Raw genomic sequence first — 18,624 nt, 5'->3', positions numbered from 1 at the left:
ATAAGCACTCTTCCTCGTCTATCCCCTTTCCTTTCCCTGGCTCCCTTCTGGCCTATCCATCCCACCAGCCCAGACCTCACACAGAGCGCCAAACTGGCTGAAATGGCAGCAATCTGGCGTCAGCGGTGTGATGTTTCTCACGCTTTGTCCGCGAAAGCGCAAAAACTAGGAAAATTTCCTAGCCCCACTAGGGATGGCTCTCAAGCCATTTGTTGCCCCTCTAATTAGAGTCACCTCACCTGATGTCGTGACCCGCACCGCGATGGGCAATGCGCCCCGTCATCCCGTGCCGGGCCCGGGTTTATATGGATGGAGCGTCGAGCACAGCAACGGCTGACAGCCCCGACGTTCCGTTCCCCCTTCCGTGGCGTGACCTCGAACAACCTATCTACAAATGAGGGGCGCGGCGGAAATACCGTCTATCTCGCAGAGGATGAACGAAGATGTTGAAATTGCTCCAACAGGTCCGGGTCCCCACCCTGGACCTGCCGGTCGAAGCCCGGCGCAAGCTCTGGTTCAAGCCGTTTATGCAATCTTATCTGGTTGTATTTATTGGCTATTTGACCATGTATCTGATCCGCAAGAACTTCAACATTGCGCAAAATGACATGATCCAGGAGTACGGTCTCTCCATGACCGAGCTTGGCATGATCGGCCTTGGCTTCTCCATCACCTACGGGGTGGGCAAGACCATCGTCTCCTACTATGCCGACGGCAAGAACACCAAGCAGTTCCTGCCGCTGATGCTGATCCTCTCCGCACTCTGCATGCTGGGCTTCAGTGCCAGCATGGGCGGCACCGGTTTCAGCCTCTACTTCATGATCTTCTTCTACGCCCTGAGCGGTTTCTTCCAGAGCTGTGGTGGCTCCTGCAGTTACTCCACCATCACCAAGTGGACCCCTCGCAACAAGCGCGGCACCTATCTGGGTATGTGGAACCTCTCTCACAACGTGGGCGGTGCCGGTGCGGCCGGTGTGGCGCTGTTCGGTGCCAACTACCTGTTCGATGGCAACGTGCTCGGCATGTTTATCTTCCCCTCCATCATCGCGCTGATCGTCGGCTTTATTGGCCTGCGCTTTGGTAGCGATTCACCGGAAGCCTATGGTCTTGGCAAGGTGGAAGAGCTGTTTGACGAAGTGGCGAGCGAAGAGGATATCGCTACCGAAGAGCAGCAGCTGACCAAGTGGCAGATCTTCGTGAAGTACGTGTTGCTCAACAAGGTGATCTGGCTGCTCTGCTTTGCCAACATCTTCCTCTACGTGGTGCGTATCGGTATCGACCAGTGGTCCACCGTCTATGCCCACCAGGAGCTGGGCTTCTCCAAAGACGTGGCTATTCAGGGCTTTACCTTCTTCGAGGTGGGCGCACTGGTCGGCACCCTGATGTGGGGTTACCTCTCCGATCTGGCCAATGGCCGTCGTGGTCTGGTTGCCTGCGTGGCGCTGGCGCTGATCATCGCCACCCTGGGTCTCTACCAGCATGCGACCACCCAGTTTATGTTCCTGGGTTCTCTGTTCACCCTGGGCTTCCTGGTGTTTGGTCCGCAACTGCTGATCGGCGTCGCCGCCGTGGGCTTCGTCCCCAAGCAGGGCATCAGCGTAGCCGATGGCGTCAAGGGCACCTTTGCTTACCTGATTGGTGACAGCTTCGCCAAACTGGGTCTGGGCATGATTGCTGATGGCACCCCCATCTTCGGTCTGACCGGCTGGACCGGCACCTTCGCGGCGCTGGATATCGCAGCCGCCGCCTGTCTGGTACTGATGGGTTGTGTCGCGGTCGCCGAAGAGCGCAAGATCCGCCGCATCAAGCGCGAACTGAAAGCCGCCGAGCTGGCTGCCCAGACCGCCTGATAGCCATAACAACAGACGCAGATTGTTCAGGGCCACCCACAGGGGTGGCCCTTGTTGTTTGGAGAAAATCCACTTCCGGCTGGCCCATATCAGCCAGTACAGCCGTTCAAGGGACGGGCATATCCCCATCAAGATCCCACTTTTCATATGGACTTTTGGTAAAAGCCCCCCGCTGGCGCTATCTTGTTGCTCCCCCTTGTCAGCATCACAGAGAGCAGATGAAGATCGTCGCCGTCACCGCTTGCCCGACCGGTATCGCCCATACCTATATGGCTGCCGATGCCCTGCAAAAAGCCGCCACTGGGCTGGGACTCAAGATCAAGGTCGAGACTCAGGGCGCCATGGGCATGGAGAACATGCTGACCGCCCGCGATATTGCCAGCGCCGACCTGGTGCTGATTGCCTCCGATATCGAGATTGAGCAGAAAGAGCGCTTCCTTGGCTGCACCATCCATCAGGTGAGACTGGAAACCGTGCTGCTGGATGCCAACGCCGTACTCAAGGCTCTGCCGATCCCGGCCTGATGCTGACCCGCGAAATTACCTTCTACTGCCAGCAGGGGTTGAGCATCACCCAGGCCAAGCAGTTGAACCGGCTGGCGGGGATGTTCAAATCCACCATCCGCTGCGCCAACCTCACCCGGCGTCAGACCGTTGCCGCCAGCAACCAGCTCTCCCTGTTGACCCTCGCCACCCAACCCGGCGATCTCTGCCAGTTGCAAATTGAAGGGTGCGATGCCGAGCTCGCCCACATGGCCTTCACCTGCTGGTGCGGGGAGCTGGGTCAACCGCTGGTTCGCTCGCGCACCGCCGCGCTGGCGGAGTTGCGACTGGCCAACGCCCTGCCCGACTACCATTTTGCCCTGCGCCAGCTGGCCCACAGCCCCGAACCGCTGACCAAAGCCGAAGCGCTCGAGCATCTGATCGATCTGCTGCCCACCGAGCTGATCACCGACCGCGCCACACTGACCGCCGCAGTGGAGCGGCGCGAGCAGGTCTCGGCCACCATCATCCGCCCCGGCCTTGCCATGCCTCATGTATTGAGCGAAGGGATCAGCCAGCCAGCGCTGACCCTGCTCAATTGCAAGGAGCCCATTGAGTGGGGCTCTCAAATCGGGCCGGTGCAGACCATTATTCTGCTGGCGGTGCCGGTTGGTAGCGGACGGGAGACCCTGCGCCCCCTTACCCGACTGGCGCAGGCGATGATCGACGATGTGGTCAGCCACGCCCTGCTGTTGGCGGGCTCGGCCCCCGCCCGTCAGGCTATCGTCATCGAGAGCCTGCTGAGCTAGGCGAATTGGCTCTGGGCACTGCTTGTTGTGACGCCACAGCCATTCATCCTGCCCTCAGCACCCTGTGGTACACTCGCTGCCATCGTCTGTCTGAAGTGTGTATCCGATGAAATCTCCCCGCTCCCGTCTCTCTGTCAACCGTACGCCGCGCGATAACGCCCCACGCACGGCGGCCAAACCAGCCGCAACCCGCCATGCATCCCCCCGCAAACCGGAGCTGGCCCCAGAGGATCGCAAATTGCTCCTGCTGAACAAGCCCTACATGGTGCTCTGCCAGTTCACCGACGAGGCGGGCCGCGAGACCCTCAAGGATTACATCAGCGAGCCCGGCATCTATGCCGCAGGGCGGCTCGATCGCGACAGCGAGGGGCTGCTGCTGCTCACCAACGATGGCAAGCTGCAGGCGCGTCTCACCCAGCCTGGGGAAAAGACCCCCAAGACCTACTGGGTGCAGGTGGAAGGCATCCCGAGCGAGGAGAAACTGGCCGCCCTGCGCGCCGGTGTGGAGCTCAATGACGGCATGACCCTGCCCGCCGGTGCGCGCATTATGGATGAACCTGCGGTGTGGCCGCGCAATCCGCCCATTCGCGAGCGCAAAGAGATCCCCACCAGCTGGCTGGAGATCAAGATTATCGAGGGGCGCAACCGGCAGGTACGGCGGATGACCGCCCATATCGGCCACCCCACCTTGCGCCTTATTCGCTACGCCATCGGCGACTGGACCCTGGATGGACTGGCACCCGGCGAGAGCCGCAGCCTACCCGCCCCCGAGCTGGAGCCGAGCTCCACCCGCAGCACGCGTCCCTCCTCATCCCGTTCAGGTGCTCATACCGCCAAACCGGCCAAACCGGCAGGAGATGCGCCACGGCGGGCCAGCCAGCCGAGACGGGACGAACGCCCCCGCAGCATTCACCCAACCGAGCGCGCAGCCACGAACCCGACCGGCAGCAAACCCCGCAGCAGCGGGCGAGGAACGGCACGCCGACCGGCCCGTGCGGGCAATCCCAATAGCAACGACAAGGAGTCATGATGAGCAATCAGACAGAGCAATCGGCCACCAGCCACGCCCGCATGGAGGCGCGCCTGACGGTCGCCGCCCTGGTGCAGTGGCAGGGGCGCTTTCTGGTGGTGGAAGAGGAGATAAAAGGCCAGCGCCGTTTCAACCAACCCGCCGGCCATGTGGAGCCGGGGGAAAACCTGCTTGAAGCGGCTTGCCGCGAGCTCAAAGAGGAGACGGGTCTGACCGCCACGCCGACCGCCTGGCTTGGTACCTATCTCTACAAACCGGCCGACAGCGAAGCCACCTATGTGCGCACCGCCATCATCTTCGACCTTGAAAAAGCGCCGGGTCAGCACCATCCAGAGGATCCTGACGGCGATATCCTCGCCTGCCACTGGCTCACGCTGGAGGAGATCGCCGAGTGCAAACCGGCCCTGAGAAGCCCCTTGGTGTGGCAGTGCATTCAGGATTATCTGGCGGGAACACGGCTGCCACTGTCGGCACTCAAGGCCTTTATTTGAGGCCATTTGACACTCTTTTTCGGCAACAAATGCCAACAACAGAAAAACGATTTCCTGCTATCAGGCTCCTGATGGGAACTGCGGCATGGATATGTGACCGGGGGCGCAAAACTCTGGTAGAATACGCCCCGTTTAAACGAACTGGTAACTTCGACTAATGACAGACAACAGCCAAATCAAGGTGATCGTCGGCATGTCCGGCGGCGTGGATTCTTCCGTCTCGGCCTACCTGCTCCAGCAGCAGGGCTATCAGGTCGAAGGCTTGTTCATGAAGAACTGGGAAGAAGACGACACGGACGAGTACTGCTCTGCCGCCCAGGATTTGGCTGATGCCAAGGCCGTCTGCGACAAGCTGGGGATGAAACTCCACACCATCAACTTCGCGGCCGAGTACTGGGACAATGTGTTCGAGCACTTCCTCGAAGAGTACAAGGCTGGCCGCACGCCGAACCCGGATATCCTGTGCAACAAGGAGATCAAGTTCAAGGCGTTCCTCGAATTTGCCGCCGAAGAGCTGGGTGCCACCTACATCGCCACCGGCCACTATGTGCGCCGTGACGACAGCACCGGCCGCCCGCGCCTGCTGCGCGGTCTCGATACCAACAAGGATCAGAGCTACTTCCTCTATACCCTGAGCGAAAAGCAAGTGGGTCAGAGCCTGTTCCCGGTTGGCGATCTGGAGAAGCCGGAGGTGCGCCGCATCGCCGAGCAGCTGGATCTCATCACCGCCAAGAAGAAAGACTCCACCGGTATCTGCTTTATCGGTGAGCGCAAGTTCAAGGACTTCCTGGCCAAGTTCCTGCCCGCCCAGCCCGGCAAAATCGAGACCGTGGATGGCAAGGTGATTGGCGAGCATCAGGGTCTGATGTATCACACCCTGGGCCAGCGCAAGGGGCTCGGCATCGGTGGTCGCAAAGATGCCACCGAAGAGGCCTGGTATGTGGTCGACAAAGAGGTCGAGCGCAACGTGCTGGTGGTGGCGCAGGGCGAACATCCCCGCCTCTACTCCGATGGTTTGATTGCCAGCCAGTTGCACTGGGTGGATCGCACTCCCATTCGCGAGCCGCGTCGCTGCACCGTCAAGACCCGCTACCGTCAGCAGGATATCCCCTGCCTGATCCAGCCCATCGACGATCTGACCATCCGGGTCATCTTCGACGAGAAGCAGGCTGCGGTGACCCCAGGCCAATCCGCCGTCTTCTACGACGGGGAAGTGTGTCTGGGCGGCGGCATCATCGAACAGCGTTTCAGCCATCCGGTTTGAATCCTTAACAGAAGGCAGCAGACGTGAGCGATAAATTCCAAGACAGAACCATGGCCTTTGCCGGCATCTGCCAGGCCGCGTATCTGGTGCAGAAGGTGGCCCGAGACGGCAGCTGTGACGAGGCTGCCCTGCGCGAGAGCCTTTCCAGCATTCTGGTGACCAACCCGAGCCAACCGCTCGAGGTGTTCAACAACACCCATCTGGCCATTCGCGACGGCTACCGCGCGCTGGTCGAACAGCTGGGTGCCGACGGCAGCCAGAAGAATGCCGAGCTGACCCGCTACGTGGTAAGCCTGATTGCGCTGGAGCGCAAGCTGGCCAAGCGCAAGGACATTCTCAATATGCTGGGTGAGCGGATCAGCCAGATTGGCCGCCAGCAACAGCACTTCGATCTGCTCGACGAGCAGATTTTGGCCAACATGGCGAGCATCTACAGCGATCTTATCAGCCCGATCGGGCCGCGCATCCAGGTGGCGGGTACCCCGCTGTTCCTGCAGCAACCGCTGGTGCAGCACAAGGTGCGCGCCCTGCTGCTGGCAGGCATTCGAGCCTGCGTGCTGTGGCGTCAGCTCGGTGGCAGCCGCACCCAGATCATCTTCGCCCGCAAGAAGATGGTGGAGCTGGCCAAACGTTACTAATCATCGGCTCGCGCGCGGGCCAGCCGAGGTCGACATCAGGGTGAACAGCCGCACATCCGCCTTGATGACGACTCAGCCCCACGCGCGAGTGGATACGGATCCCCCACATAAATCATCAGGAGTTCACCCCATGGAGCTGTCCGCGCTGACTGCTGTTTCCCCGATTGACGGTCGTTATGGCGACAAGGCCGATGCCCTGCGCCCTATCTTCTCCGAATTCGGCCTGCTGCGTTTTCGCGTCGAAGTCGAGGTGCGCTGGTTGCAAAAACTGGCCAGCCACGCCGGGATCCCGGAAGTCCCTGCCCTGAGCGCGGCCGCCAACGCCCTGCTCGATGGCATCGTCAGCAACTTCAACGAGAGTGACGCCGCCCGCATCAAACAGATCGAGCGCACCACCAACCATGATGTGAAAGCGGTGGAGTACTTCCTCAAAGAGAAAGTCGAAGTGAACCCGGAGCTGGCGGCTGTCAGCGAGTTCATCCACTTCGCCTGCACCTCGGAAGACATCAACAACAACTCCCACGGTCTGATGCTGAAAACCGCCCGTGAAGAGGTCATCAAGCCTTATTGCGAGAAGCTGATCGGCGAGATCAAGCGTCTGGCCCATGAGTACCGTGACATGCCGCTGCTCTCCCGCACCCACGGCCAGCCGGCGACCCCGAGCACCATGGGCAAGGAGATGGCCAACGTCGCCTACCGTCTGGAGCGTCAGTACAAGCAGATCATGGCGGTGGAGATCCTCGGCAAGATCAACGGCGCAGTCGGCAACTACAACGCCCACATCAGCGCCTATCCGGAAGTGGACTGGCACCAGTTCTCCGAGGAGTTCGTTACCTCCCTGGGTCTGACCTGGAACCCCTACACCACCCAGATCGAGCCGCACGACTATATCGCCGAGCTGTTCGACGCCATGGCCCGCTTCAACACCATCCTGATCGACTTCGACCGCGATGTGTGGGGTTACATCTCCCTGGGTCACTTCAAGCAGCGCACCATCGCCGGTGAAATCGGCTCCTCCACCATGCCGCACAAGGTCAACCCCATCGACTTCGAGAACTCCGAAGGCAATCTGGGTCTGGCCAACGCCGTGTTCCAGCATCTGGCGAGCAAGCTGCCCATCTCCCGCTGGCAGCGTGACCTCACCGACTCTACCGTGCTGCGCAACCTGGGTGTGGCGGTGGGTTACTCCCTGATTGCCTATCAGGCGACCCTCAAGGGTATCTCCAAGCTGGAAGCCAACGACGCCGCCATGGCCGCCGATCTGGATGCCAACTGGGAAGTGCTGGCCGAGCCTATCCAGACCGTGATGCGCCGCTACGGCATCGAGAAGCCCTACGAGAAGCTCAAGGAGCTGACCCGTGGCCGCCGTGTCGATGCCGAAGGGATGCGCACCTTTATCGACACCCTGGAGCTGCCGGAAGCGGTCAAGGTTGAGCTGAAGAAGCTGACCCCGGCCAACTACATCGGTGACGCCCAGCGTCTGGTTGATCTGCTGAAATAAGCGAATAAATGAGACCACCGGGGCCCTGTGCATGATCTGCAACAGGGCCCCGGTTATTTTATGTGGCACCCTATACACGGTTTGCAAGAGGGCTTGCCCGAGGCCGGCAGCCGCCTCTGGCAAGACCTCTCCTGACCTTTGTCGAACCCTTTGACGAGAAGATCTATGTACGAACTCAATCTGGATATCGCTCACTTCCTCGAGCACTACTGGCAGAAGCGCCCGCTCCTTATAAAGGGCGGCTTCAAGGACTTTCAGGATCCCATCAGCCCGGACGAGCTGGCGGGTCTGGCCATGGAAGAGGTGGTAGAGTCCCGTCTGGTCACCCGTTTCGACGGCAAGTGGGATGCGGCCCACGGCCCCTTCGAATCCTACGACCATCTGGGCGAAGAGAACTGGACCATTCTGGTACAGGCCTGCAACCACTGGGCCCCCGAGGTGAACGAGCTGGCGGTGCCGTTCCAGTTCATTCCGGGCTGGCGCTTTGATGATGTGATGGTGAGCTTCTCCACCCCGCACGCGGGTGTCGGCCCCCACATCGACAACTACGACGTGTTCATCACCCAGGGTATCGGCAAGCGTCACTGGCGGGTTGGCGATGCCAAGCCCCTCAACGAGTTTGCCGCCCACGCCGCCCTGCTGCACTGCGAGCCGTTCGAAGCGATCATCGACGTCATCATGGAGCCGGGCGACATCCTCTACATTCCGCCCGGATTCCCCCACGAAGGCTACGCCATCGAGCCCTCCATGAACTTCTCGGTGGGCTTCCGCGCGCCGGATGCCAAGGCGCTTATCTCCTCCTTTGCCGATCACCTGATCGACAACGAGGTGCGCACCGAGCGTTACGGCGATGCCGATCTCAAGCCCCGTGCCCGTCACGGCGAGATCCAGCCCCACGAGCTGCACCGTCTGCGCGAGCTGATGCAACAGGCACTCGATGACGAGACCCTGTTCAAGGAGTGGTTCGGCACCATGATCTCCGAGGCCAAGCACGATCTGGACGTCAATCCGGTAGAGCCGGACTACAGTGCCGAGGAAGTGGCCGACCTGCTGACCCAGGGCGAGCCCGCCATCAAGGTACCGGGTCTGCGCACCGTCTGGTTTAGCGGCGAGAGCCAGCAATGCTTCATCGACGGCGAAGCCTGGACTCTGCAGAGCGAAGACGCAGCAGCCATTTCGCTCTTGTGTGACAAAGACATCATCACTCAGGCCGACATGGTGGAGCTGGCCGATCAGGCCGGTTTCCTGCAATTGCTGACCCGTCTGGTCAACCGCGGTTACTGGTTCTTCAACTGATCCGGCAGTAACCGAAGGATAAAAAGGCGCCTTATGGCGCCTTTTTTGTCACTCAGATGCGGTTCAATTAACAATCGATGTGCGAAACTGAACCCACTCTTGATGAACCGACAGGTGGTGATTTATTGAGCTAACATGGATGGGTATCATGCGTCCATCCCTGTTCACAAGAGAAGCGCCACCATGCAAATCACCTCCCGGCCCATGCCGCTGCCCGATTACGGCAAATACCCCTCCTCTCCCGCTGTCACGCCCGAGCAGGTCAGTCAGGCCCGTAACGAAGCACTGACCAAGAAGGATGAATTGCAGGCACAGAGCGAAGAGAAAGCAACGGCTCGCAGAACCATGGCGGTCTCTTATACGGCTAACCAGCAAGATAAAGCCGTGGTGGAGCGCTACCTGGAGGCCAGCGGTCAGGAGAGCGACAGCAAGTCGGGCCCGAGCACGGCTGATATGTATCAGGCTGCGAATCGCTACCAGCGCCAGCAGAATCTCAGCGACTACATGCAATTCCAGCAGAGCCCGCTCGCCCAGCAGATGGGTGACATGGTGGGCGAAGATAATCGCAAGGGCACCCAGCTCGACATCATTGCCTGAGCCAATTTGCTCGAATAAGCCCGGCAGGGATCAATACAAGATGAAAAAGCCCTCAATGAGGGCTTTTTCGCTATGGCTTATCGCTGCGACGTCTCGCTATAAATGGGACACTTCTGCCTGCGCGTCCGGCAGCTCGTCGGGGAGTTCATCAAACAGGGGGTGATAGAGCACCTCACCCTGCACACCCGAAAAACCGCGCTCCTGCAGCTCCATCGCCATAAAGCAGTCGGCAGGTACCTCATAGATGCAGTGCAGGCCAAACTCGCTGGCCGGGCGGAAACCGAAACGGCTGTAATAGGCCGGATCCCCGAGTACCACCACCCCTTTCCAGTCCATCTCGAGCGCCGTATCAAGCCCTTCACGGATAAGATCCGAGCCAATCCCCTGGCCTTGCCAGTCGGGATGAACCGCGACCGGCGCCAGACCGAGCCAGGGCCCTTCCATGCCGTTAATGGTGATCGGGCTTAGCATCAGGTGCCCCATGAACTCGTACTCTTCCTCTTCGACCATGGTCACCACGGCAGCGCCACATTCGCGCAGGCGGTTGACCAGTTCGGCCTCATCGGAACGACCGAAGGCGGCACTCAGCAGCTCATAGACCGGCAGCATGTCACCGGGGCGCTCGGTTCTCAACATCAGGTATTACTCCTCGTACAGCAGAGCGGGCATTATTCCACACAACGGCTGGTCATTCTGAGTACCTTTGTCCAAAAATGGGAGGGTGCACTCAGGAAAACGAGCTGCAAACTGCTGCTGCAAGGCGGTTAGCGTAGCCGGGGTGACCCTGTTCATCGCCTCCCGGTAGGCAAACCAGAGGGCGGGAGCCTCCCGCGCCAACCGCTCAAAGGTCAGTTCTGGCGTTTGATACCAACAGCCATCCAGCTCATCGACCAGCTCCGGCAGCTCCACCAGCAGCCGTAACTGCTGATAGCGTATCTGCGGCGAGTCACCGTTGCCGCCCAGCGCCTGCGCCATCAATTGGTTGAACCAGTGGAGCCGTGATGCGCGCTCCTCGCGGCTAAGCAGCTCGGGCCCTTGACGCTGCAGTGCGGCCAGTTGCAGCAACCACGCCAGCCCCTGTTCATCCCTGTCTTTCAGCAAGACGCCGCCAAGATGGGACAACTGCTCCGGTTCGGCCTGCTCCAGCAGTTCGACGGGGTAACAGTGCACCTCCAGAGACCTCTCAAGATGCGGCGGGCAGCGAATAGAGCAGGACTCCTCCCCCGCGCCCCTCTCATCCACAAAGAGCGAGATGGCCAGCTTGCCGTTGGCACTCTGCCGATCCAACGTTACAGGATCCCACAGGATCACCACGGCGATCCGCTCATCAGCAAGCCAGCAGGCAATCTCCTCGGCCAAGGGATTGGGTAAGGAGGGGGCGCGATCCAGTCGCCAGTAACTCACATCACACGGCTGGCGACCACTGATATGGCGCCGCCCGCGATAGTGCATCCCCACTTTTGCCATCACCCGGCCGGAGGCTAAATTGTCTGGCATATGGCGAGCCGTCAGCGCAGGCAGTTGCAGTTGGTCAAAGGCGAACCCCTTGACCAAGCCAGCGGCCCGAGTAGCCAGACCGCGATTTTGCCAGGGCACGCCCACCCACCAGGCGAGCTCGCCATTCCAGTGCAGGGAGATCACCCCAAGCAACGCCGCACCTTGCTCCTCTGGCAAGGTGATGGCCCAGCTCCAGCCAAGACCAAGCGCCGCCTTGCGCCAGCTGAGCGCCAGCCAGTCGCGGGCCCCCTCCGGCGGATAGGGATGAGGAATATTAAGGGTGTAGCGGGCCAGCGCCTCGTCGTTGCAGTAGCGTACTATCTCGCGATCATCGGCGGCCTGCAGCGGTCGCAGCGCGACGCCTGATAGCGGATGATCCTCAACCAGGGTCGGCACCGTCACGCGGCGCGCCAGCAGGCGATTTAGCACGGCGCCCAAATCGGCCTCGGGGGTGAGCGGCAGATCGGCCCCCACAGGGCCAAGGGTGAGCAGTCCCTGCTCCCTGGCGAGGGTCAATAGGGAAGTAGAGGCGCTGATCAGGATCTGGCGGCTGGGATCAACATGAAAATCCACCAGCAGATCCCCATCGAGCCAGGCAGCCAGCAGGGCTCCCGGGCAGAACACCCCGTCTGGAGGGCTGCTCGCCCAGGGTGCATCGGTTTGATCGAGGGCGGCCGCCGCCTCTTTGCCCAGCAGCAGCTGCCAGCGATGACCTTGCTGCTGCCAGTGCAGCAACAGCGCAGCCCACTGCGGTTGCCACAGACTGGCCTCGATCAGCAGTTCCATCAGCTGGCCTGACAGGCCGCTGGCAGCGTCAGGTGACGGGGATGGGCTTCGATACGGGCGATCCAGCTACGGATAGCGGGCCACCCCTGCAGAGAGAAGATCCCCTCCTCTGCCACATGGGTGTAGGCATAAAGGGCGATATCGGCGATGGTCGGCGCATCACCGCACAGGTAGGGGCTCTGTTTCAGCTGCTGCGCCATTACCGCCAGCGCCTTCTCGCCACCGGCTTTCAGCCCGTCGAGCCGCGCCTCCTGCGACTCGGGTCGGCCGAGATAGTGAACGATAAAGCGGGCCACCGCGATGTAGGGCTCATGGCTGTACTGCTCAAAGAACATCCATTTGAGCACCTCGGCCTGCTGGCGCGGATCGGTTGGCCACAAGGCACTGCCTTGCCCCAGATAGAAGAGGATGGCGTTGGATTCCGCCAGCGTATCGCCTTGGCCAATCTCCAGCACCGGGATCTTGCCGTTGGGGTTCATGGCCAGAAATGCGGGGGTACGGGTATCCCCCGCCTGAATATCCACCTCTACCCACTCAAGGGGCAGATCCAGCCAGCGGGCCAGCAGCCACACCTTGTAGCAGTTGCCGGAACGCAGATCACCATACAGACGCATACACACTCCTTGTGAAAACAGATTCGAATAGCGCGCTCAGGGTGCCAGACGCTCGATATGCCAGCCATCCCCGTCGCGGGTGTAGTAGAAGCGGTCGTGCAGCCGGTGCTCGCCCCCCTGCCAGAACTCCACCGTCTCGATCACCACCCGGAATCCGCCCCAGAAGCTCGGCAGCGGCACTTCGCCATTGGCAAACTTCTGCTTGAGCTCGAGGAACTTGGCCTCCAGCACGCCGCGGGCCGAGATGCGGGTCGACTGCTTGGAGACCCAGGCAGCGATCTGGCTATCCTTGGGACGGCTGTGGAAATACTTCATCACCTCGAAGGTGCTCATCTTCTCCACCCGACCGGTCACATGAACCTGTCTGTCCAGCGTGTGCCAGGGGAAGAGCAGGCTGATTCGAGGATTGCCTTCCAGCTGCTGCGCCTTACGGCTACCCATGTTGGTGTAAAAGACCATCCCCTGGGCGTCGTAGTGCTTGAGCAGCACAGTGCGCTGCCAGGGCTGACCATCGGCATCCACCGTCGCTACCACCATGGCGGTGGGATCGGTCAGTTTGGCCTCACAGGCCTGCGCCAACCACTTCTCGAACAGCGCCAGCGGCTCGGCCGGCAGATCGGCCCGGTGCAGCCCGCCACGGGAGTATTCACGGCGCAGATCAGCAACATCCATCATCTTGATTTTCCTTCAAATAAATAATGGTTCCACGACCATCAAGAGAGTGACGCAGGCATTGTGCTCCGCTCATCTGTCAGTGACAAGCCATAACACAGCGGGGAGGCAACTGCCTCCCCGCTGTGTTTACCTGCAAACTATTACCTCTGAATCGCCTCCGGCATGCACCTTTCCAGCATCTGTCGGTTATATCGGGTGGCATAGTCAATCCGCTGCTCAAACTCCGCCTCCTTGCCCATCTCAATCACATCGCCGAACCCTTTCAGATAACGGACTCCGCACCGGGTTCTCGCTTCTGCTTGCAATGACTCCACAACCCCCGGGGCCATGCCGCCACGCCCGCCGCGCACGATGAGCCGATAATCCTGAGCAGCAAGACTCTCATCTATTGCCTCGGTCAGTGATGCGGCCACAACAGGCGCTGCGCAGATATGCAGAAACAGCAAACTGACGGCTAACCGTAATACCTGCGCCATCCGGCTGCACCTCCCATCAGGATGATCACAATGATACTCACCGCACCACCACCGCCGCCGCCACCCGTATTGTTGTCGGTAATGACAGTTGCACTTTCCGTAGTGGCCGACGCATTACCTCTTATCCCATTGATAGAGAAAAAAATATTATTGCTGCATGCCAGCTTCAGCCTAGCCGTGCTGATCAACGGTGCAGGCAACACCACACTGGCCGAACCGTTATTGACAAGCCCGCTTGCCAGCGTAGTCCAGCTAGAACCGCCATTCTGTGTCAGTGCCAAATCCACGCTGGGACAGTTGATAGGAGGCTGATCGGTACCGGCAACATTCCATGTCACTAGCTGAGTGCTACCCGCCACCATGGCGCCAATCTGCGGGGCTGTGATGGCAAATGCCGCGCCGGTATTGATCACCTGCACCACCATCTCATCACTGCTGACCGCCCCCTGACCATCACGTACGGTAAGGCGGAACTGGAGATTGCGATTGGTCGCTGGCCACGCCTCCCCTTTGGCCAGCACACCCGTGATCAGCGAGCTCATGGCAGGCAAGGTTCGGCGGGGATCCGAAGTTGGCGAGACAAAGCGAAACAGCGGGCGTGACCCATCATCCACCATGGTGGCCAAACTGCTGGATGCGTTGCCCAGATCCACCTGCTCCCAGGTGTAACTCAAGGCATCTCCATCCAGATCCAGCGCACTACCGACAAGAGTGAAAGGCGTATTGGCGGGGATCACCCTATCGCCCCCCGCATCCACAACCGGCGCGTTATTGGCAAGCGCCAGGTCGGTGCCGCAGGAGGGCAGAGAGGCCATCAGAGCCCGCATCTGCTCGATCGACTTGCTGTGAAAGAAAGGTGTGCTGTTAACCTGCAGATTCTCCTCACCACAGATCCCGGCATAGGCCATGATGGTCGAGCCACTGCCCGGTTCCCAGGCTGAGCTAGCCTTGCGACCCGTGGCACAACTGTCGGCCATGCCATTGAAGGAGTGCTCTGCCCCCAGCTGGTGCCCCAATTCGTGAGCCACATAATCAATAAAGAATGCATCACCGATAGGCTGTGAGCCTCCGGTCATGCCCCGTGAACGGCTGAAAGGGTTGCATAAAGATCTCAGGGTCGCCACCCCGCCGCCTGATGTCGCCAGCAGATGGCCCAGATCAAAAGAAGGATTGAGCAACACCCCCTGTTGGGTCTGGTTGATGGCGATATCCTGGGTCGAGTTGGTGAAAGGATCCGTCGCAGGATCGGTGAAAATCACATTATCCGTATCAGCTGCAAGCTGAAACTCGGCCCCCACATCACGGCGATAGACTTCATTGACCCGATTAAGCAGTGTTGCAATCGCCGAGAGTGCTGCAACCTTGGTACCACCGTGATACTGGGTATATTCCCCGGTTGCCGAGATGGCGATGGTATAGCGCTTGCGCAAATTGCCATCGACCAGCACAGCTCGCTCACGCTCGATACCATGAGGATCAATCACCTGATCCACATCCTGTCGCCGCCAGGCATCTTGCTGTTCATAAACGGCATAGGAGAAACCATTCTGAAGCGGATCGACATAAAAGGTACGCCCCTGATGGGTAAACATACCGTGAAAACCATGTATGGTGACATCAAATCGGCCTGTATCCGCCGCCCGATCGATAGCCTTCCCACTGTAAGTATTGATAGAAGGGTAGCGCTGGGCCAAAGGCTCCGGGAGCAAGGCATTGGGATGAACATCAAACTGCACCGTAGTGCCATCCGGCAGTGGCAAAGTCAACACACTGGCGAGATGCCCGGGCTCAAAAGGCTTGTCAGGAACCACCACTCTGACCTTTTCAGCTCGCACATCATAGATCCCTCCCCTTTCCAAGTTTTCATCCATGAAGGTCCACTGTGGTTCTGCTGCAATCTGAACAGACAAACTGGTGATAATCACCGCAATGCCATGCTTCATAGAGCCTCCTTGCCCTACCTTGGTGACAACAAGTATGGTGCAGCGTCAATTGACGATCTGCGTGACAGACAGAAAAGAAAATTCGCACAAAACTTCTGTCACGCTGAGACATCGTGCTACACCCACGCTCCCCATCTCAGGCGATACAGACTGACCCGATTCAACAACGGAAAAAAGTGAAGGCGCCATTGGCGCCTTCACGGATAGAGAGGGGGCTGAATATCCCCCCATTTGGATTGGTTCGTTGGCGTATTACTGCTTATCCGCGCCCGATGCTATCGGGCAATGAATCACCATGCGCCGGTTAAACTCGCTGGCGTAGGCACTCAGTTTGGCATGCGTTTCGTGCTGGCCGGGCCTGATGACATCACCCAGCCCATCAAGATAACGCACCCCACAGCGTCCCTTAGCCTCCTCCTGCTGCTCGGCTGCAATACCGGGGGCGAACTCTCCCCGCCCCGCGATCACGATGAGGCGGTAATCCTGCCTGGCAAGGTTTGCACTCAGCTCCTGCTCCAGGGTGCTGGCATCGACCCGACAACCGCCGAGCATGGCAAGCAGCAACAGGGGGATTCCCCTCATGTGCGCCTCCGTTGCCAGCCAAGCAGCGCCAGTGCTAGCGTCCACAATCCGAGCACCCCGCCACCACCACCGCCACCTGAATTAGAGCCACCTTGCACCAGAGGCAATTTGAGGGGACTGATGGCAAAGAAGATGTTGTCGCTGCAAGCCACTTTCAGCCTGACACTGCTGGTGAGGTTGCCCGGCAGGGTCACTGTGGCAGAGCCGCTGTTGGGCTGGCTGGAGACGAGGAGTGCCCAGCTAGCACCCTCGTCCTGGGTTACAGATATATCCACCTTGCTGCAACTGATGGGTGGCAACGTGGTGCCAGCCACGTCCCATGTCAGTGACTGACTCCCCCCGGGCGTGAGGGTGACCCCGGAAATTGGGCTGGTGATGCGAAATGCTGTGCCGGTATTGACCACCTGCACCTTCATGTCATCGCTGGCAACGCCACCCTGACCATCTCGCACCGTCAGTCTGAAATTGAGATCCCGGTTGGTGGTCGGCCAGGCCTCTCCTTTGGCAAGCGTGCCGGAGAGCAGGGATGGCAAACTCGGCAGGATCCGCTCCGGCGATGCCGTGGGAGAGACAAAACGAAACAGCGGCCGGGAGCCATCGTCAACCATGGTAGCGACGCTGCTCGATTCGGTGCCTTTGTCGATCTGCTCCCAGTTGAAGAGCAGAGGGTTACCATCCAGATCCGCCCCCGCCCCCTTCAGGGCAAAGGGCGTATTGGCCGGGATCACATAATCGTTGCCGGCCGCAACCTGCGGAGCATTATTGCTCAACGCGAGCGTGGTTCCGCAGGTCGATACGCTCGCCATATGAGCTCGCATCTGCTCGATGGACTTGCTATGGAAATAGGGATCGCTGTGTGGCTGGATATTCTCCTCACCGCAGATGCCGGCATAGGCCATGATGGAGCTGCCACTGCCCGGCTCCCAAGCTTGCTCCTCAGCACGGTTACCCGCACCACAATTGCCGGTCGTGCCGTTGAAGGTATGCTCGGCACCAAACTGGTGGCCAATTTCATGGGCCACATAGTCTATAAAGAAAGCATCACCGACTGGTTCTTTTGAACCCGTCATGCCAGATGACTTGGCGCCATAGGCGTAATAGGGTGGCAGGGTATCAACACATAACACCCCCAAACTCGCCAAACCACCGCCTCCAGTATTGAGGACATGGCCGATATCAAATGCCCCCACATCCCCGGCAGCAAACGCCTGAGCCTGCACATCTACGTTCAGATCAGCATCCGCATTGGTGTTATCAAAGGGATCGCTGGCCGGATCGGTAAAGACCAGGTTGTCATTGCCACTGGCCAATACAAACTCGGCCCCCACATCCTGTTGATAGACCTGATTCACTCGGTTGAGCAGGGTTGTGATGGCCGCCATGGTCAGAACCCTGGAGCCTCCGTGGTATCGGGTATATTCCCCCGTCGCCGAAATGGCGATGGTGTAGCGCTTACGCACATTACCATCCACCTGCACCCTTTGCTGCAACGCCCTGTCGGCATCATGGCCAAGCACCTTGTCCGCCTCATCCTCCAAGCGACTATGGGCATCCTGCTGGTAATAGACGGCATACCCTTCGGCATTGCGCAGCGGATCGACAAACACCATCTTGCCCTGATGGCTGAACATGGCATGGAAACCCTGTGGCCCCAGATCGAAGCGCCCCGTCTCTATCGGATGCGCCGGGTTGTACCCCTTGAAGGTGCGGATCTGCGGATACTTGGCGGCAAGATCTGCAGGCAGCAAGTCGTAGGCTTCCAGAGCAAAGGTGACCTCCCCCCCATCGGGTAGCGGCAAGGTCAGCTTGTTGGCTCCCGCTTGCAACCCGGCAAAATAGTCGAGCGGCACCTTGGCGACCCGGAACTGATGGGCCCGCACCTCATAGCCCTCATCTGCTGTTGCTCTGGCGGCAACCGTGCCCCATTCGCTGGCCATCAGGCTGGTTGAGCCCAGCATACTGGCCATCAGCAAGGCAACCGTAGAGTATTTCGTCACATGCATTGTTTTTAGTCCTTGTATTAATGCAATCGCCTGAATTGCGGCCTGTACTTTATTTTTATTCGGCCACATCAATACAAAGCTGAAGCAACC

Annotated in this window: 18 protein-coding genes; 10 read left to right on the top strand and 8 right to left on the bottom strand. The window is 59.7% G+C overall.

What is annotated here, in order from left to right:
* The first annotated feature begins 443 nt into the window (after positions 1 to 443).
* The 10 genes from uhpT (at position 444) to G5332_RS12480 (ending at position 9,958) form a co-directional block, all read left to right on the top strand.
* Positions 444 to 1,850, top strand: a complete 1,407-nt coding sequence (gene uhpT / locus G5332_RS12525) for a hexose-6-phosphate:phosphate antiporter (RefSeq protein ID WP_005353611.1) — start codon at positions 444 to 446, stop codon at positions 1,848 to 1,850.
* A 218-nt stretch (positions 1,851 to 2,068) separates the two neighbouring features.
* Complete coding sequence (locus G5332_RS12520) at positions 2,069 to 2,374, top strand: PTS fructose transporter subunit IIB (RefSeq protein ID WP_005334611.1); 306 nt, start codon at positions 2,069 to 2,071, stop codon at positions 2,372 to 2,374.
* Positions 2,374 to 3,141, top strand: a complete 768-nt coding sequence (locus tag G5332_RS12515; protein WP_420924941.1) for a PTS sugar transporter subunit IIA — start codon at positions 2,374 to 2,376, stop codon at positions 3,139 to 3,141. The genes G5332_RS12520 and G5332_RS12515 overlap by 1 nt, the downstream gene beginning before the upstream one ends.
* A 106-nt stretch (positions 3,142 to 3,247) precedes the next feature.
* On the top strand, positions 3,248 to 4,171 hold the full coding sequence (rluE, locus tag G5332_RS12510; RefSeq protein ID WP_421311267.1) for a 23S rRNA pseudouridine(2457) synthase RluE: 924 nt from the start codon (positions 3,248 to 3,250) through the stop codon (positions 4,169 to 4,171).
* Positions 4,171 to 4,662, top strand: coding sequence for an NUDIX hydrolase (locus tag G5332_RS12505; RefSeq protein WP_421311266.1), 492 nt, complete (start codon positions 4,171 to 4,173; stop codon positions 4,660 to 4,662). The genes rluE and G5332_RS12505 overlap by 1 nt, the downstream gene beginning before the upstream one ends.
* Positions 4,663 to 4,819: 157 nt before the next feature.
* Positions 4,820 to 5,926 (top strand): tRNA 2-thiouridine(34) synthase MnmA, encoded by a 1,107-nt coding sequence (gene mnmA / locus G5332_RS12500; protein ID WP_127006697.1) that lies wholly within the window; start codon positions 4,820 to 4,822, stop codon positions 5,924 to 5,926.
* Between the two features lie 23 nt (positions 5,927 to 5,949).
* Entirely contained in the window at positions 5,950 to 6,564 is a 615-nt protein-coding gene (gene hflD / locus G5332_RS12495; protein WP_005334622.1) for a high frequency lysogenization protein HflD, read from the top strand.
* A 130-nt stretch (positions 6,565 to 6,694) separates the two neighbouring features.
* Positions 6,695 to 8,065 carry an adenylosuccinate lyase gene (gene purB, locus G5332_RS12490; RefSeq protein ID WP_159157326.1) on the top strand — a complete coding sequence of 457 codons (1,371 nt, stop codon included), beginning with the start codon at positions 6,695 to 6,697 and terminating at the stop codon, positions 8,063 to 8,065.
* A 165-nt stretch (positions 8,066 to 8,230) separates the two neighbouring features.
* The gene (locus G5332_RS12485; RefSeq protein ID WP_216961583.1) at positions 8,231 to 9,361 is read left to right on the top strand and encodes a cupin domain-containing protein; all 1,131 of its coding nucleotides are present in this window, start codon (positions 8,231 to 8,233) and stop codon (positions 9,359 to 9,361) included.
* 183 nt (positions 9,362 to 9,544) lie between these two features.
* Positions 9,545 to 9,958, top strand: coding sequence for a hypothetical protein (locus G5332_RS12480; RefSeq protein WP_088868771.1), 414 nt, complete (start codon positions 9,545 to 9,547; stop codon positions 9,956 to 9,958).
* A gap of 96 nt (positions 9,959 to 10,054) precedes the next feature.
* Here G5332_RS12480 and G5332_RS12475 read toward each other — a convergent pair whose 3' ends face one another.
* The 8 genes from G5332_RS12475 to G5332_RS12440 form a co-directional block, all read right to left on the bottom strand.
* Complete coding sequence (locus G5332_RS12475; protein WP_167556828.1) at positions 10,055 to 10,594, bottom strand: GNAT family N-acetyltransferase; 540 nt, start codon at positions 10,592 to 10,594, stop codon at positions 10,055 to 10,057.
* A 6-nt stretch (positions 10,595 to 10,600) separates the two neighbouring features.
* Positions 10,601 to 12,241, bottom strand: coding sequence for a GNAT family N-acetyltransferase (locus G5332_RS12470; protein ID WP_323912677.1), 1,641 nt, complete (start codon positions 12,239 to 12,241; stop codon positions 10,601 to 10,603).
* Complete coding sequence (locus tag G5332_RS12465) at positions 12,241 to 12,855, bottom strand: glutathione S-transferase family protein (protein WP_421249687.1); 615 nt, start codon at positions 12,853 to 12,855, stop codon at positions 12,241 to 12,243. Before G5332_RS12465 ends, G5332_RS12470 begins: the two co-directional genes overlap by 1 nt.
* Positions 12,856 to 12,891: 36 nt before the next feature.
* Entirely contained in the window at positions 12,892 to 13,530 is a 639-nt protein-coding gene (pdxH, locus tag G5332_RS12460) for a pyridoxamine 5'-phosphate oxidase (RefSeq protein ID WP_005353629.1), read from the bottom strand.
* Positions 13,531 to 13,670: 140 nt separating this feature from the next.
* Positions 13,671 to 14,006, bottom strand: a complete 336-nt coding sequence (locus G5332_RS12455; protein WP_227341066.1) for a hypothetical protein — start codon at positions 14,004 to 14,006, stop codon at positions 13,671 to 13,673.
* Positions 13,985 to 15,949, bottom strand: coding sequence for a reprolysin-like metallopeptidase (locus tag G5332_RS12450; protein WP_421172553.1), 1,965 nt, complete (start codon positions 15,947 to 15,949; stop codon positions 13,985 to 13,987). Before G5332_RS12450 ends, G5332_RS12455 begins: the two co-directional genes overlap by 22 nt.
* Before the next feature lie 252 nt (positions 15,950 to 16,201).
* Positions 16,202 to 16,531, bottom strand: a complete 330-nt coding sequence (locus G5332_RS12445; RefSeq protein WP_216951783.1) for a hypothetical protein — start codon at positions 16,529 to 16,531, stop codon at positions 16,202 to 16,204.
* Entirely contained in the window at positions 16,528 to 18,534 is a 2,007-nt protein-coding gene (locus G5332_RS12440; protein WP_421172552.1) for a reprolysin-like metallopeptidase, read from the bottom strand. Before G5332_RS12440 ends, G5332_RS12445 begins: the two co-directional genes overlap by 4 nt.
* Positions 18,535 to 18,624 lie beyond the last annotated feature (90 nt).

Origin of the sequence: Aeromonas sp. 603757 (assembly GCF_049171255.1) — a bacterium.
GTDB lineage: Bacteria > Pseudomonadota > Gammaproteobacteria > Enterobacterales > Aeromonadaceae > Aeromonas > Aeromonas veronii_A.
The sequence above is the reverse complement of the archived record's forward strand: the minus strand, read 5'-3'. Positions and strand labels throughout refer to the sequence as shown.